The organism is Streptomyces sp. SolWspMP-5a-2, assembly GCF_900091845.1.
Taxonomy (GTDB): domain Bacteria; phylum Actinomycetota; class Actinomycetes; order Streptomycetales; family Streptomycetaceae; genus Streptomyces; species Streptomyces doudnae.
Genome location: NZ_FMCI01000175.1, coordinates 76,137 through 91,332, shown reverse-complemented (window position 1 = coordinate 91,332; position 15,196 = coordinate 76,137). Strand labels below are relative to the sequence as shown.

The 15,196-nt window shown below is 73.5% G+C and carries 12 protein-coding genes, 3 pseudogenes and 1 CRISPR repeat array; of the genes and pseudogenes, 10 read left to right on the top strand and 5 right to left on the bottom strand.

Features of this window, described 5'->3' with window-relative positions:
• Window positions 1-70: 70 nt before the first annotated feature.
• Together GA0115242_RS18310 and GA0115242_RS18305 are read right to left on the bottom strand one after the other, a co-directional pair.
• Window positions 71-1,411, bottom strand: coding sequence for a DUF2252 domain-containing protein (locus GA0115242_RS18310; protein WP_093829829.1), 1,341 nt, complete (start codon window positions 1,409-1,411; stop codon window positions 71-73).
• A 169-nt stretch (window positions 1,412-1,580) separates the two neighbouring features.
• Window positions 1,581-1,895: a hypothetical protein gene (locus GA0115242_RS18305; RefSeq protein WP_093829827.1), complete on the bottom strand. Its 315-nt coding sequence runs from the start codon at window positions 1,893-1,895 to the stop codon at window positions 1,581-1,583.
• A 354-nt stretch (window positions 1,896-2,249) separates the two neighbouring features.
• Here GA0115242_RS18305 and GA0115242_RS18300 point away from each other — a divergent pair, with 354 nt between their 5' ends.
• The 6 genes from GA0115242_RS18300 (at window position 2,250) to GA0115242_RS18270 (ending at window position 8,871) form a co-directional block, all read left to right on the top strand.
• Entirely contained in the window at window positions 2,250-2,582 is a 333-nt protein-coding gene (locus tag GA0115242_RS18300) for a hypothetical protein (protein ID WP_093829825.1), read from the top strand.
• Window positions 2,583-2,832: 250 nt separating this feature from the next.
• Window positions 2,833-3,522 carry a hypothetical protein gene (locus GA0115242_RS18295; protein ID WP_093829759.1) on the top strand — a complete coding sequence of 230 codons (690 nt, stop codon included), beginning with the start codon at window positions 2,833-2,835 and terminating at the stop codon, window positions 3,520-3,522.
• Between the two features lie 253 nt (window positions 3,523-3,775).
• Window positions 3,776-4,804, top strand: a complete 1,029-nt coding sequence (gene glnII, locus GA0115242_RS18290; RefSeq protein WP_093829757.1) for a glutamine synthetase — start codon at window positions 3,776-3,778, stop codon at window positions 4,802-4,804.
• A 394-nt stretch (window positions 4,805-5,198) separates the two neighbouring features.
• Window positions 5,199-5,804, top strand: coding sequence for a winged helix-turn-helix domain-containing protein (locus GA0115242_RS18280; protein ID WP_093829753.1), 606 nt, complete (start codon window positions 5,199-5,201; stop codon window positions 5,802-5,804).
• A gap of 103 nt (window positions 5,805-5,907) precedes the next feature.
• The gene (locus GA0115242_RS18275; RefSeq protein ID WP_093829751.1) at window positions 5,908-6,921 is read left to right on the top strand and encodes an NAD-dependent epimerase/dehydratase family protein; all 1,014 of its coding nucleotides are present in this window, start codon (window positions 5,908-5,910) and stop codon (window positions 6,919-6,921) included.
• 381 nt (window positions 6,922-7,302) lie between these two features.
• The gene (locus GA0115242_RS18270) at window positions 7,303-8,871 is read left to right on the top strand and encodes a DUF1996 domain-containing protein (protein WP_093829749.1); all 1,569 of its coding nucleotides are present in this window, start codon (window positions 7,303-7,305) and stop codon (window positions 8,869-8,871) included.
• Between the two features lie 130 nt (window positions 8,872-9,001).
• On the opposite strand, the gene GA0115242_RS18265 is transcribed toward GA0115242_RS18270, so the two are convergent.
• Window positions 9,002-9,412 carry a hypothetical protein gene (locus GA0115242_RS18265; RefSeq protein WP_093829747.1) on the bottom strand — a complete coding sequence of 137 codons (411 nt, stop codon included), beginning with the start codon at window positions 9,410-9,412 and terminating at the stop codon, window positions 9,002-9,004.
• A 166-nt stretch (window positions 9,413-9,578) separates the two neighbouring features.
• Between GA0115242_RS18265 and GA0115242_RS41680 the strand changes: the two genes are divergently transcribed.
• Window positions 9,579-9,710 (top strand): hypothetical protein, encoded by a 132-nt coding sequence (locus GA0115242_RS41680; protein ID WP_256089467.1) that lies wholly within the window; start codon window positions 9,579-9,581, stop codon window positions 9,708-9,710.
• Between the two features lie 126 nt (window positions 9,711-9,836).
• On the opposite strand, the pseudogene GA0115242_RS18260 reads toward GA0115242_RS41680, so the two are convergent.
• Both GA0115242_RS18260 and GA0115242_RS41675 read right to left on the bottom strand, forming a co-directional pair.
• Window positions 9,837-10,067, bottom strand: a pseudogene (locus GA0115242_RS18260) (IS5/IS1182 family transposase); the annotation flags it as partial.
• Between the two features lie 539 nt (window positions 10,068-10,606).
• Complete coding sequence (locus tag GA0115242_RS41675; RefSeq protein ID WP_237549144.1) at window positions 10,607-10,795, bottom strand: hypothetical protein; 189 nt, start codon at window positions 10,793-10,795, stop codon at window positions 10,607-10,609.
• A 931-nt stretch (window positions 10,796-11,726) separates the two neighbouring features.
• A CRISPR array of direct repeats spans window positions 11,727-12,311; the repeat unit is 29 nt; unit sequence CTGCTCCCCGCACCCGCGGGGTTGGTCCC.
• Between the two features lie 36 nt (window positions 12,312-12,347).
• Between GA0115242_RS41675 and GA0115242_RS18245 the strand changes: the two are divergent.
• The 3 genes and pseudogenes from GA0115242_RS18245 to GA0115242_RS18235 all read left to right on the top strand — a co-directional run.
• A pseudogene (locus tag GA0115242_RS18245) lies at window positions 12,348-12,857 on the top strand (transposase); the annotation flags it as partial.
• A gap of 15 nt (window positions 12,858-12,872) precedes the next feature.
• Window positions 12,873-13,184: pseudogene (locus tag GA0115242_RS18240) on the top strand (tetratricopeptide repeat protein); the annotation flags it as partial.
• A gap of 62 nt (window positions 13,185-13,246) precedes the next feature.
• Complete coding sequence (locus GA0115242_RS18235; RefSeq protein WP_093829743.1) at window positions 13,247-15,166, top strand: hypothetical protein; 1,920 nt, start codon at window positions 13,247-13,249, stop codon at window positions 15,164-15,166.
• Window positions 15,167-15,196 lie beyond the last annotated feature (30 nt).

The following is a 15,196-nucleotide window of genomic DNA, read 5'->3' as shown; positions in this document are numbered from 1 at the left end:
CGCCCGGGGGCGCCCGGACCCGTCCGGCGTACAGCCGCCCGGGGGCGCCCCACCCGGACCCGTCCGGCGTTCAGCCGTCCGGGGACGCCGGGAGCACGCCCGCGGTGACGGCCGCGCCGAGCGCCGCGTGGTCGGCGGCGGTCTGGTCGGCGTACCGGAGCGCGAAGTCGGCGACGGCCTGGTCGAAGGTGTCGGAGCCGCCCAGGTACGCGGCGATCGCGATGCGGTCGCCCGAGCGGGCGTGGGCCCGCGCCAGGACCGTCCCGCACAGCCGCGCGTACCCCAGCAGGTCGGGCGGGCTCATCCCGGCGACCTCGGCGGAGCCCTTCATGTCGCGCAGCTGGCGCCAGTAGAACGACCGGCCCTGGGGTCCCGTCGTCCAGCCGAGGAAGATGTCGCCCGCCGCCTGGAGCAGCCGCTGCCCGGCCACCACCCGGCGGCCCGGGTGCACGTAGGGGCCGGACGGCAGGTGTTCCTCCAGGACGGACCGGCCGGCCTCCTTGATCTGGAGGAAGAGCGGGTCGTCGCCGTCCCGTCCGGCCAGGAGGACGATGAAGCAGCGGGTGCCGACGCTGCCGACGCCGACGACCTTGCGGGCCGCGTCGACGAACCGGTAGCGGTCCAGGAGCAGGCGGCGCTCCTCGGCGAGGGTGGACCGGTAGTCGCTGAAGATCTTGCGCAGCGCGGCCATGTCGGAGATGCCCGCGGGTTGCAGGAGCGGCGGGTCGCGGATGATGCGGCGGCGCCCGTCGACGGTCTCGGTGAGCTTGCCCAGCGCCTGGATGCTGGTGCGGCGACGGGCCCGGGTGAGGCTGGCGGCGACCTCGCGGCGGCGGCGCGCGGAGCGGGCCAGCGCGGGCAGGCTCCCGGCGTCGACGCGCTCGTACCAGACGGCGAGCTCGCCGAGGCCCGCCAGGTGGCGCATGCCGGTGCGGTAGGCGGCGACGGTGGCGACGACCGTCCGGCGGACCTTGGCCTCGGGGTGCCCGTTCTCCCGTGCGGCGACGGCCACGGAGGCGGCGAGCCGGGCGACGTCCCACTCGAAGGGGCCGGGGAAGGTCTCGTCGAAGTCGTTGAGGTCGAAGAGGAGGGTGCGTTCCGGTGAGGCGTAGAGGCCGAAGTTGAGCAGGTGGGCGTCGCCGCAGAGCTGGACGGTGAGTCCGGTGTGCGGGCGGGACGCGAGGTCGGCGGCCATCACGGCGGCGGCGCCGCGCAGGAACGCGAACGGCGACACCGCCATCCGCCCGTACCGGATGGGCAGCAACTCGCCGAGCCTGTCCCGCCCCTGGCGTTCGAGGACGGCGACGGGGTCGCGGCGGCCGACGGGGGCGAGCCAGTCGGCGTGCGCGGAGCGGCGGACCCGTTTGCGGGCGGCCCTGCCGCGCTCGGCGCGTCCGGCGGGCGTGCTCACGCCCGCCACCGCCGTCCGCCCAGGACACCTCGTCTCCGTCGCCGTCCCATCGGACCTCCCGCCGCGCGCCTCCTGTCCGCAGTCAAGGCCGCGGGGACGGCGGGCGCACGCCGGGCCCGCCGTCCGGGTGAGCCGGTGGCGGGGACGGCGGGGCGCGGAAGGGCGTGGGTCAGCGGGAGTAGCGCATCAGGGCCCGCACCATGTGGCACGTGGTGACCGACGGCGGGCGTACGCCGATCAGTTCGGCGGCGCCGCGGATCGTCTCGTCACGGGCCTGGACGGGCAGGTAGACGCCCAGGTCGAGCAGGGCGATGGCGAGCCGCATCGCCTTCAGGCGGCGGTTGTGGTCGAGGTACCACTCGCGCGGCCGTCCGGCGGGCAGCGGCCGCTTCGGCACGGGGGCGTACGGCAGGTCGAGCGGCAGCGGGTGCCGGACGGTGGACTGGGTGGGCGACGGCTTCGGTGTCAGCGCGGCTGCGGGCACGGGCGTCCTCCTGTTGCGGTCAGGGTGCGGGCCGGGCACGGCGGCCGGATCGGCTTCGACGCACCCGGCGATCGTCTCGAACACTTCCTCCATTCTACTGCCCGCCACTGACAATCGGGGGGTCCACAGAGGGGGTAAATCGCCTGGTGAGGGCGGGAGTTGCAGGCATTTCCCAGCAGCAAGACGCACCCCAGGAGACGCGCCGATAAATCGAACACCCACGATTCGCGTGCCGTCGTGCGGTGGAGTCGGGGGCGTCGCCGGGCGGCGGCGTCCCGCACCGGACCACGAACCTCTGAAGTCGCTCAAATCATCTGCCGAGCGCCCGCCGACCGGGCGACCATGGCGGGTGTGATGAGCATCCTGAGACCGAGCGAGAAGTCGGACGTCGTGCTGGTGATCCGGGAGGCCGGACCGATCGCCGCGGCCCTGCGCGCCGCGCTGGACGGCGCGGCGCCCGAGGAGCGGGCGGGGCTCGAACGCGCCGTCGCCCTCGCCGAGGCCGCGGCGGGCGTCAGCGACGACCGGGTGCGCGCCGACTGGGTGCGGGCGCGGCTGGCCGAGGCCGGGTACGACGGCGAGATCGACTCCGTCAGGGCGGTGCGCGCGCTGCGCCAGGCGGAGCCGCGGCTGACCCTGCTGGCCGCGGTGCAGCTCCAGAAGGCGGCTCTGGCCCACCCGGAGTGACCGACCGCCGACCGGTCGGCGTCCTCCCCCGTCCCGACCGGTCGGTGCCCGCTCCCGCGGCGACGCGCGGCGGCACGGGGGGGCACGGGGGGCACGGGGGGGGCCGCGCACCGCGTACCGCCCGTCCGTCATCCGGCCGCAACTCTCCTGTGACATAAGCCACTTCAGCTCCCTGTGGGTCGGCTGAGCAACTCCGTTCGGTATCCCGTACCTAGCGACGTACGCTCCCCGATCCCTTGAGGAGGCGCGCATGTCGCGCAGGAGAACGCTCGGCACGAAGAAGACGGTCGCCCTGCTCGTGGGCGCGGCCGCGGTCGCCGGAGGCGGCGCCTTCGCCATGGCGAGCACCTCGAACGCCTCGCAGAGCCCGCGGACGCTGTCCGCCGCGGACTCCGTCGTCTGCCAGGGCCTCGCCACCGCCCTCGGCAACAACCAGTCGTTCATCGACGGGCAGCGGGCCGCGCCCGACGCGCAGTCCGAGGCCCGGATCGCGAACCGGGAAGCGGTGATCGCGCAGATCAAGGTCCAGCAGCAGGCGTCCGGTTGCGCAGTTGGGGAGTCGGCTCAGGACTCCCAGCCCGCGCAGCCGTCCCAGCCCGCCCCGCAGGACCAGGGGTCGCAGGGCGGTCAGCAGACCGCGCAGCCCCCGGCGCAGTCCGCGCCCGCCGCGCCGGACGCGCCCGCCGGTTCCGCGCAGCAGGTGTGCGTGGGCTCGACCGTCACCCTCTCCGGGGAGGGCGGCGCGCCCGCCGCGTCCAGCAACCAGTTCCCGGCCGGGACGACGCTGAAGGTCACCAACCTGGACAACAACAAGTCCACGACGGTGAAGGTCACGTCGGTCTCCGGGAGTTGCGCGCTGCTGAACGACGCGGCCTTCGAGCAGGTGCGGGAGCCCGGCAAGTTCCTGATCCGCCGGGCCCTGATCGAGAAGGTGGGGTGAGGTCCCGGGACGCAGTCGACCGGTGAGCCATGGATCCCGCCGTTCCCGGCCAGGAACGGCGGGATCCGTGCGTACGGGGCCGCACCGCGTGAATCGGGCCACATCGCCACCGGGTAACACGGGGTTCATCTTCGGGCAATGGCCGGGAAATCGCCTGTTGACAGGCTGCCCGGCATCGAACGCGGCGCCCAGGGCGCCGCAGCGCCGCGTCATCCGCGACCGCGCCCAGAGACACCCCGAAGGATGTGGCCCCGTGAGCTTCAAGGCTGAGTACATCTGGATCGACGGCACCGAGCCGACGGCCAAGCTCCGTTCCAAGACGAAGATTCTTGACGACTCAGCCAAGGGCGCCGACCTGCCGATCTGGGGCTTCGACGGCTCCTCGACCAACCAGGCCGAGGGCCACGCCTCGGACCGCGTGCTCCAGCCGGTCTTCACCTGCCCCGACCCGATCCGCGGCGGCGACGACGTCCTGGTCCTGTGCGAGGTGCAGAACACCGACTTCACGCCGCACGTCTCCAACACCCGTGCCGCGCTGGCCGAGGTGGCGCAGCGGTTCGCCGCGCAGGAGCCGGTCTTCGGCATCGAGCAGGAGTACACGTTCTTCCAGGACGGCTACCCGCTCGGCTTCCCCAAGGGCGGCTTCCCGGCCCCGCAGGGCGGCTACTACTGCGGTGTCGGCGCCGACGAGATCTTCGGCCGCGACGTCGTCGAGGCGCACCTGGACAACTGCCTCAAGGCGGGCCTGGCGATCTCCGGCATCAACGCCGAGGTCATGCCGGGCCAGTGGGAGTTCCAGGTCGGCCCCGTCTCCCCGCTGGAGGTCTCCGACCACCTGTGGGTGGCCCGCTGGCTGCTTTACCGCACCGCCGAGGACTTCGGCGTCTCCGCGACGCTCGACCCCAAGCCGGTGAAGGGCGACTGGAACGGCGCGGGCGCGCACACCAACTTCTCCACCAAGGCGATGCGCGAGGGCTACGACGCGATCATCACCGCGTGCGAGTCGCTCGGCGAGGGCTCCAAGCCGCTCGACCACGTCAAGAACTACGGCGCGGGCATCGACGACCGCCTGACCGGCCTGCACGAGACGGCCCCGTGGAACGAGTACTCCTACGGCGTCTCCGACCGCGGTGCCTCGGTCCGCATCCCGTGGCAGGTCGAGAAGGACGGCAAGGGGTACATCGAGGACCGCCGTCCCAACGCCAACGTCGACCCGTACCTGGTGACCCGGCTCATCGTGGACACCTGCTGCACGGCGCTGGAGAAGGCCGGGCAGGTCTGATCCGTCCCGGTCCACCGCAGGGGCGTCCGCCACGACGGCGGGCGCCCCTGCGCGTCGTCCCCGGGCGGGACGGCGGCCGGTTCGCGCCGAGAAGGCGTCCAACCCGTGAGAGGAGGGTCCTGTCCCGGGCCGCCGTCTGCTTCAATGGGCTCATGGCCAGCTTCCAGCAGTGCGGTGCGACGGGTCGCCATGACCTGGAGCCGTTCTGGCCTTCCCGTCAGCACCACGACTTCGACCGGGTGTGTTGCCGCGCGACGAACGCGCCGGCCCTCTGACGCCGTAACCCCGGTCTTCGGCCGACGCGACACGACGTACGTCCCTCGACGGACCCCGACCACGAACTCGGGGCGTCGAACCTCCCGACGAACTCCTCGCGCGAAAGAGCTGACGTCTCATGGCGACCACTCGTTCTCTCTCCTCCGCCGCCCCCTCCCCCGTCTCCCCGGCGACCGCCGCCCGGCACCGGCTGCGCGCCGTCGACCGTGACGAGACCGTCGACGTGACGGACTTCCTGCCGCCGGGCGCCACCTGGCTGCCCGCGCCGCAGCACACCCTGCCGACGCTGCCCGGCCAGCCGCCGATGATCGGCTACCTGGTCCTGGTCCCCGCCGACCAGCGGCCGCCGTTCCCGCCGGTCGCGGTGGTCGAGCCCGCCGCCACCGAGCCCGCCGACGCCACCGAGCCCGCCGACGCCGCCGGGACCGGCGACCCGCTGGTGCGCATCGACACCGTCCGGCGCACCGTCTCGGTCGACGGACGCCCCCTCGACCTCACCTACCTGGAGTTCGAGCTGCTCGCCCACCTGGTCGAGCACCCGCACCGGGTGCACACCCGCGACCAGTTGGTGACCACGGTGTGGGGCTACGGGCACGTCGGCGACGGCCGCACGGTCGACGTCCACATCGCCCGGCTGCGCCGCAAGCTGGGCGCCGAGCACCGCCGCACCATCCAGACGGTCCGCCGGGTCGGCTACAAGTACACGCCGCCGACGGGGCGTTGACGCCCGCCCCGGGCCGGTCCGCCGGTGCCGGGAGGTACCCCGGGGGTCTGCCGTCGGCAGATCCCCGTTCCCCGTCCGGCTCCCGGCGGGCAGAGTCCTCCCCATGAGGCTTCTGGTGCTGGGCGGGACGGAGTTCGTGGGACGGGCCCTCGTGGCGGGCGCCGTGGGGCGCGGCTGGGAGGTGACCGTCCTCAACCGGGGACGGCGGCCCGCCCCGGCCGGGGCGCGGACCCTGCGCGGTGACCGCACCGCCCCCGGCGGCCTCGGCTCCCTCGACGCGGGCGGCCCCTGGGACGCCGTCGTCGACACCTGGAAGGGCGCCCCGCGGGTGGTGCGGGACGCGGCCAGGTCCCTGCGCGGGCGGGCCGGACGGTACGCGTACGTGTCCAGCTGCTCGGTGTACGCCTGGTCGCCGCCCGCCGGGTACACGGAGGACGCGCCCCTCGTCGGGGGCGCGAGCGCGGACGCCGACGCCACCGACTACGCGCGGGACAAGCGGGGCGGTGAGCTGGCCGTGCTGGACGCCTTCGGCGCGGACCGTTCGCTGCTGGTGCGGGCCGGGCTGATCCTCGGCCCGCACGAGAACGTCGGCAGGCTGCCCTGGTGGCTGACCCGGGTCGCGCGCGGCGGCCCGCTGCTCGCGCCGGGCCCGCGCGCGCTGCCGCTCCAGTACGTGGACGCGCGCGACCTCGCCGGGTGGACCCTTGACGCGCTGGAGCGCGGGACGAGCGGGCCGTACAACCTGATCAGCGAGCCGGGGCACACCACCATGGGCGGGCTGCTCGACGCCTGCGCGGCGGTGACGGGCGCGCGGCCCGAGTTCGTCTGGACCCCGCCGCGGGCCGTGCTGGACGCCGGGATCTCGCCCTGGACGGAGCTGCCGGTGTGGGTGGCGCCGGGCAGCGCGGAGCACGACGCGCTGCACTCGGCGGACGTCTCGCGCGCGGTCGCGGCCGGGCTGGTCTGCCGCCCCGTGACGGAGACCGTCGCCGACACCTGGGCCTGGCTGCGCTCCCTGGACTCCGCGGAGCCGCCGTGGGGCGCGGGGATCGGGCTCGCCCCGGAGAAGGAGGCGGCGGCGCTCGCCGCGCAGGCCCAGGACGGCACGGCGAGGTGACCCGCCAGAACCCCGGCCGCCCCGGACGGACCCACCGCCCCTCCCGCCGACACCATGAACGGCACCGCCGCTCCCCCGCCGTCACGGATCGGCTCATCGCGAACCACATCTCCCGCATCGTCGCCAAACCGGGGCTTGCGGTGTCGGACGACGACAATCGGCGCGTTCCGGTGAGGCCCGCGCGCCTGCGCCCGTCACCGCGATTTTCCTGAACTTCCGCTGCTCACACGGGTGTTGCGGGGGACGACGGCGGTAAACCTCTGATGTTTTTGCGGGTCGGCTGAACACGGCTGAGGCGTCCTCCGTATGAAAGGGCGCCGCTTCACTCCTGTCGGGCGCCTCGATGCCCCGCCAAGCCCGCAAGGAAGTCAGAGGAGTTCCATGGGACGCAACACACGAAAGCGCCGTACGCCGCTGGCCACCAAGGCCATTGCCGCATCGGCGGCCCTAGCGCTCGGTGGGGGCGGGCTGATCTGGGCGAACTTCTACGCCTCGGCGCACGAGTCGAACTCGGGACAGAACCAGACCAAGGCCGCCGCCGCGACGGTGGCCACGATCTCCTGCCCGGACGTCGGACAGAAGCTGACCAGCGTGCCGAGTGGCGCCACCAACGGTGTGGCCAAGGAACTGGCGAACCTCGACAAGCAGATCACCGAGGCCTACGCCCGTCTCGCCTCCACGCGCCAGGCGCAGACGAACGACGCGAGCTTCGTCCAGAACGCGATCGTCGGACCCCTCAAGGAGAAGCGGGCCGCGACGATCGACCGGATCAGGATCAACATCCAGCGGGTCGGCGGCACGTTCGACAGCCAGCTGTCCCAGCTCGCCTCCTGCACCACCCAGACCGCGAACCAGACCAACGCCGGTCGTGGCAACGGCGGTCGGGGCAACAACAACGGGCAGAACGGCAACGGCCAGGGCAACAACGGCCAGAACGGGAACGGCCAGAACGGCAACGGGCAGAACGGTGGCGGACAGGCCACCGCCGCCCCGAGCGACCCCGCGGCCGGTGGCAACATCGGCGGCCAGGCGGGCAACGGCCCGGTCGCGGCCGACTTCGTGGACATCACCAAGGTCCAGCGGAACGTGGCGGCCAAGCCGCGCGCCAACCGGGGCGGTTCGACGGGTACGTTCACCACCCGCTGCGGTGTGAACACCAACAAGAACCACAACACCGACAACGTCATCGTCGCGCCCGGCGTGACCAACGGTGCGCACCACCTGCACGACTACACCGGCAACCAGAAGGTCAACGCCTTCTCCACGAACGACACGTTCCTCCAGGGCGGCACGAGCTGCGCCAACAAGAGCGACCTGTCGTCGTACTACTGGCCGGTCGTCCGCGTCCAGGACGGTACGCAGGACTTCGACCAGAACGCGGACGGCGGTGGCAAGGAAGGCAACGTCGGCAAGATCCTCACGCCGATCAAGTCCGAGCTGACCTACGTCGGCAGCCCGACCAGCAAGGTCGTCGCGATGCCGCAGTTCCTGCGCATCATCACCGGTGACGCCAAGACCACGACCAACGGTCTGGCGAACGCCAACGCGCACTGGTCCTGCACCGGCTTCGAGAACAAGGTCCAGCTGACGGAGCAGTACCCGATCTGCCCGCAGGGCAGCAACGTGGTGCGCCTCTTCTCCTTCCAGAGCTGCTGGGACGGCCAGAACACGGACAGCGCCAACCACCGCTCGCACGTCGCCTTCGCGGACGCGGCGGGCAACTGCGGCAACGGCTTCAAGGCCATCCCGCAGCTGACCGCGCGCCTGGTCTACAAGATCACCCCGCCGGTCCTGCAGAACGGCGTGGTGAAGAACGCGTACGCGGTCGACGGCTTCCCCGAGCAGCTGCACAAGGCGGCCACCGACCACGACGACTTCATCAGCGTCACGACCAACGGCCTGGCGAACAAGATCGCCAACTGCATCAACCGGGGTCAGCGGTGCCAGTGACCTGACACCCGGGTGATCCCGGCGGTCAGGTGAGACGGAAGCGGGCGGTGGGAGTGATCCCACCGCCCGCTTCGGCGTCGTCGGTGCCGTCCGCGGGCCCGAGCCGTTCCCCGGGCCGGGCGCACGGACGTCAGCTGGTGTGCTCGGAGTGGTCGGTGCCGATCTCCACGGCCCCGCCGAGGGTGCCGCGCAGCGCCGTGACGACACCGTCGTCGCCGACCGCCACCCACTTGCGGCCCACCAGGTAGAAACCGCCGTAGTCCTTCGCCTCGTTGATCCACTCGCGCTGGCCGCGGTCGGTGGCGAAGGTGGCGAGGACGAACTTGCCGTCCGGGTTCTTGCAGATGGCCTGGCGGATCTCGTCCGCGTCGGTCTGGATGTCCGGCGCGCACTTCACGGCGGCGGCGAGACTCTCCAGGCTGCCGGTGGCGGTCGAGGGCACCTCGGCGGCACGGTCGCCGCCGTCACCGGACGCGCAGCCCGCCAGCGTCAGGACGGCCGCGGCGGCGGCCGCGGCGAGTGTCGGTCGGGTCAGCCTCATCTGTTCCTCCGGTCCGTTCGGCCCCGGCGAGGGGCCCGTCCCCTTCGATACGGCCGCGGGGCCCGCCCCGCTCAACGGCCGCGCGGTCCGCCCCGGCACAAAATACGGGGCGGGCCGGGGACGGGCGTGTGAGGGTGGCCCGGTGGACCGAGACCGGGAAGACCGGGTGAGCGCCGCCCGGACCGCCCTGGACGCCGACCCCGGGCAGGACGGTGCGCGTTTCCGGGCCGGGATCGAGGCGCTCGCCGCCGAACTCCCCGCCGGCCGCGGCGCCAACCTGTCCGGACAACACACCTAGGGCGTGTCTGACCATTCCCGTCTGCCTCGCGGCGCCCTGCACGCACTCCCGCCTCACCTGACCCGCGAGGCCGCCCTCCGGGCAACGACGCGCATGGTCAGACACGGCTAGGTCCTGTCCGGCGGATCACTGACGGGGCCAGAGTCGGATCGCTGCGGCGGTGACCGTGCTGTGGAAGACGTGGGCCCTTTTGTCGTAACGCGTCGGGACCGCGCGGGAGTTCTTGAGCCGGTTGACGGTCCGTTCGACCTCGTTACGTCGCCGGTAGCGGTCGCGGTCGAAGCCGACGGGCCTGCCCCCGTCGCTGCCCGTGCGGCGGCTGGACCGCTGGTCCTGCGGTTCCGGAATCGTGTGGCGGGGGTGCGCTGCCAGGCGGCCCGCTGCTCGGAGAGCATCGGTACCGCCCACGCCCGTTCCCAGTCCCGCATCTGGTAGCGGGCGCCGGGGCGGGTCAGCAATGGGCAGTGCAGCCCCGCGAGGGCGTTGCAGGTGACGACGTCCCATACCTCGTCGGAGAGGTAGGAGAGGGCGCCGGTCTGCTGGCGGACCATGTCCATGAGGACGGGGTCGGGGGTGGCGGCGACCGCGCGGGGCGGCTCCAGGCCGCAGTGCCGCCACAGGACCTCTGCCTGGTCGCCGGTCAGGTCGAGGATGCGAACGATCCCGGCGGCCATCGCCGGTTTGCAGGTGCGCTCCTCCCCCGCCTCCAGGCCCCGGTACCAGCACTCGGAGATGCCAAGGAGCGTGGCTATGCCGAGCTGACCAGTCCAGCCGCCGCGCCACAACCTGGTGGCCTGCAACCTGGTGCCAATGACCTGGCAGCCCAGTCTTCCGTGAGCGGACCGGCCTGACAGCGACTTCATGACAGCTGTGCCTTTCACGCCGTGATCCCCGGCTCACGGTGTTGTGGCACGGCTGCCGTCCTGGTATCCAGCGCCACGTTCCGCCCGGGCCCGGTGCACGGCGGCGGCGTGGGAGACGTCGGCCTGGCGGCGGCGCTCGGAGCGGGCCCGCTCGATCGGGGCCAGCGCATCGTCGGCGACGACGTCGGTCTCGGGGAACGCCCTGCGGGACAGCTCACGCATCGCGGCGGTCTGCCGTCTACCGCTGCCACGATCCCCTGGGCGACCAGGGACAGCGCGGCGGCCTCTTGGTGCGCGGCGAGCGCGCGGCGGTAGCCGTCGCACGCCGTCTCCCTGGTCTTCGCCGGACCGGTGGGCGCGGCCGGGGGCAGTTCTGCCGAGGCGACGTCGGCCGGACCGGGCGCCGGGACGGCACCGGGCGGTAGGACCCGCACAGCCCGTACGACCTCACGGCCCGCGGCCTTGTGGGCCATCCCCGCTCACGCGGGGAGCAGAAGCGGCGGATGGCCTCCTCGCGGAGCTTCACGGCCAGCTCGTCAAAGGGACCATACCCGTTCGCGCGGGGAGCAGTGCCAGACGGTCACCCGCAGCGTGACCCGGGCGGGACCATCCCCGCCCGCGCGGGGAGCAGACCTCGGACAGAGGCTGGGCGTACTCGTCGGCGGGACCATCTCCGCTCGCGCGGGGAGCAGCAGCCCCTCCGGCCGCCCCCCGGGCCGCCCCCGGGGACCATCCCCGCTCGCGCGGGGAGCAGGCCGCCGCGGCCTTCGGGGTCACCCGTGTCTCGGGACCATCCCCGCTCGCGCGGGGAGCAGGTCGTTTCAGGAGGCCGGAATGCCGAAGGGCAGGGAGCAGACGGTCCAGCTAGGCCGGTGGATACCGAAGTCGGGACCATCCCCGCTCGCGCGGGGAGCAGTGCATTCATGGCCAATTGATACACGCGCCAGACGACACGACGCGCTCAATTCCCCGAAGCCGCTCATGCCACGCCACAGAAAGCGGCCCCTGCTGTAGCGTGCCACCTTTGCGCGCCTCCTGAAGACGAACCGAACAGAACAGAACCCCAGGAAAGGCATGCACATCCCTTTTGCCGGAATCTCTGCAAGTGGCAGAAACAGGGCCGCCACACCAGCAAACCCGCTGGTCAAGAAGACTGCTCCCCGCACCCGCGGGGTTGGTCCCGGCTACGACCCCACGGACTGCGACGAACCGATCTGCTCCCCGCACCCGCGGGGTTGGTCCCTCATCACCTGGAGCATCTAGCCATGCCGTTCCCTGCTCCCCGCACCCGCGGGGTTGGTCCCCAGCTCGTTGGGGGCGATGTGCCAGAAGTGGGCTGCTCCCGCACCCGCGGGGTTGGTCCCGCCTACGAGCAGCGCACCGGAGACCCCGTCGACTGCTCCCCGCACCCGCGGGGTTGGTCCCGCGTCGATGAGCGTGCGGATCTGCGCGGCGTCCTGCTCCCCGCACCCGCGGGGTTGGTCCCCAGGCCCATGAGGGGCTCCTTTGCTGGTCGGTGCTGCTCTCCGCACCCGCGGGGTTGGTCCCGACCGCTACCCCATCGGAACCCCAGTCACCGCCTGCTCCCCGCACCCGCGGGGTTGGTCCCCTGCGCGCGGGTCTCGCCTCGTGGGTGGTGGCCTGCTCCCCGCACCCGCGGGGTTGGTCCCACCCGCGAGGGCGTCGCCGCGGCCAAGGCCTGGATGTGGCTGCTCCCCGTACCCGCGGGGTTGGCCCCGGCCCGCGCTTCGGGAACGGGCCGCTCGCGGTCTGCTCCCCGGCGCCCCGGCACCACGATGAGGGACTCGGACGGTCCCGGGGCAGCCTGACCTGCAAGATCCACCTCGTCGGCGAAGGCGGCTGCCGTCCCATGTCCCTCCTGCTCACGCCGGGACAGTGGGGCGACGCGCCGCGGATGATCGAGGTCTTGGACCGGATCCGAGTTCCGAGGCCACGGGGCGGAAGGCCCCGGACCCGGCCGGACCACGTCAGCGGCGACAAGGCAAACAGCTCTCGCCGAAACCGCCGCTACCTGCGAAGACGCGACATCCGGCACACGATTCCGGAACCGCAGGACCAGCGGTCCAGCCGCCGCACGGGCAGCGACGGGGGCAGGCCCGTCGGCTTCGACCGCGACCGCTACCGGCGACGCAACGAGGTCGAACGGACCGTCAACCGGCTCAAGAACTCTCCCGCGCGGTCCCGACGCGTTACGACAAACCGGGCCTACGTCTTCCACGGCACGGTCACCGCCGCAGCGATCCGACTCTGGCCCCGTCAGTGATCCGCCGGACAGGACCTGGACCGCGGGCCCGGCGAGGTGAGCCCCTACCGGGCCCGCCGGACGCGCATCCAACTCGCCGGCTCGCTGCGAAACCTGGGCCGCGCCGAGGCGGGCGTCGCCCTGTTGACCCCCGAACTGGACGCCCCGTCCGACGAGTTGGACGACGCGGTGCGGGCCGTCCTGGCGCTCTGCCTGTCCGGTTGCGGGCGCGACCGCGAGGGCCTCGCGCTGGTCCTGGGCGCGCTCGCCCCGCATCTGCCGCGCTACCCGCGGTCGATGGCCGCCCACGCGCGCGAACTCACCGGGGACGGCGGCGGGACAGAGTAGCGGCCGGGCGCGACACGCTCAAGGGCCGGTGACCATCCGGGGATTCGCTCGTTCTGCTGAACGTGCAGTCACAGGATGTCGCCCCGCGCCCCGCACCCGCCTCCGCCGAACCGGCCGTCGACGTCGAGCAGGCCGAGGCCGCGCTCGTCGAGCACTACCCGCGGCTCGTCCGGCTCGCCTACCTGGTGCTTCCGCCGAGCCTCGGCCGCAACCGGCGCGTGGTGACCGCGCACGCCCTGACCCAGCGCGCCCTGCCCCGGGGGCGCAGCACCGCGCCCCTGATCCCGGCCCAGGCCACCGGCAGGGACGGCGATCCCGGGTACGCGTTCGTGCGGCTGCGGGTACTGCGGACGGCTCTCGAGGCGGGGCTGCCGCTGAGCTTCCGGGCGCTGCCCAAGCGGGCCAGGTTCCCCGCGCTGCTGCCCCAGGTGCGCGGGCTGCGGCTGTTCCCGCACTCCGGCGGCGCCGACGAACTCGCCCTGGATCAGCGTCTTTCGACCCTGTCGGGGGCGGGCAGGGCCGCGTACGTGCTGCGCGGTCTCGAACGGCTCCCGGACGCCGAGGTGTGCCGGATCCTCGCGGCGGCCGGGGTGGCGGACACCGCCGCCGCGCTGCGCGAGGCCGACTCGGTCCCGGCCCAGTACGCGCTGCTCGCCTCGCCGGAGTTCGACCCCTGTTCGCTCCAGGCCAGGCCCACCGATCTGATGCGGCGGCGCCAGCACACCAAGGCGGCGCTGGCCGCGGCGGCGGCTCTCGCGGTCTGCGGGGCGCTGGTCCTCCTGCCGGGCGGCGGCTGGGGGCCGGACGGCGCGGCGGCACCGTCGTACGCGCAGAACCCGTCGGCGCGGGCCGCGCTCGATCCGGCGCGGCTGACCCGGGTGGCGCCGACCGCGTGGGAGCGGTCGGCGCGCACCGACTTCTCGGTCTGGCCCGCCCGCGGTGAGCTGGCCAAGGACACGGCGCTGCTGCGCCGGGCGCTCGCGGTGTGGGCGCGGCCCGGCGAGGACGTCCGGGTCTCGGCGACGCCGGGCACCGCGTCCGGCGGTCCCGCCGGGCCGCCCCAACTGCTGTACGCGGGGCTGGTGGACAGCGCGCGGGTGGTGATCCTCTACGACGGGCTGCGGATCGTGCGGTACGCGGAGCCGAAGGAGGGCACCCAGGGCGCCGCCCTGGACCTGGCGCGGGTCGACGGCGCCGACCGGGCCGGTTCCGGCGCGCTGGTGCTGGGCCGCGCCGACGGCAACGTCCGCTATCTCACCGCCCCTTGGGTGACGAAGGCCACCGAGCGGGACCTGATGAAGCCGACGGCCGCCGCGACCCCGCTCTCGCTCACCGGGGGCGTCACCGCGCCGGTGGCGGCGGCGGGCGCGGGCACCGGCGCCTGCACCTCCTGGAACGTGCTCCAGCTCACCGACGCCACCGGGACGAGGCTGGTGACCGACCTCGGGGAGCTGCTCCCGGCGCGGCTGACCACGGGCCGCCCCGGCGCGGTCACGGACGCCTCCGGTGCCGAGGCGCTGCGCACCTGGTCGCCGTACGCCTGCTCGCTGGCGGCGATGCGGTCGGCGGGGGTGCGCGGTGTCAACGCGTGGGCGTTCGCCGAGCAGCCGCTGCCGGACGGGAGCGGGTCGGCGCAGTGGGTGTGCACCCGGGCGGAGACGTGGCGGGGCGACGGCACCCGGGTGCTGGCGCAGTTCCTCCAGCCGGGCGGCCGGTACGGCGCGGTGGCGGCGAAGGCGGAGTCGGTCCCGGCCTGCGGCGAGCGTGATCCGCAGGCGCTCGCGGGGGTGTTGTGGAAGTCGGAGGGCGGCCACTGGTACCTGCTGGCGGCGGGCGGTCCCGACACTACGTCGATCGCGGCGAGCGGCGGCATCCGGGCCACCGCCCAGGGCAACCTGCTGGTGGCGAAGGCGGAACAGGGCGCACGGGCGGAACTGCGGGGCACGCTGAAGGACGGCGGCTCGGTCGACGGCCTGGGGTGAGGAGCCGGGGGCGGGGGTGGCGCGGGACGC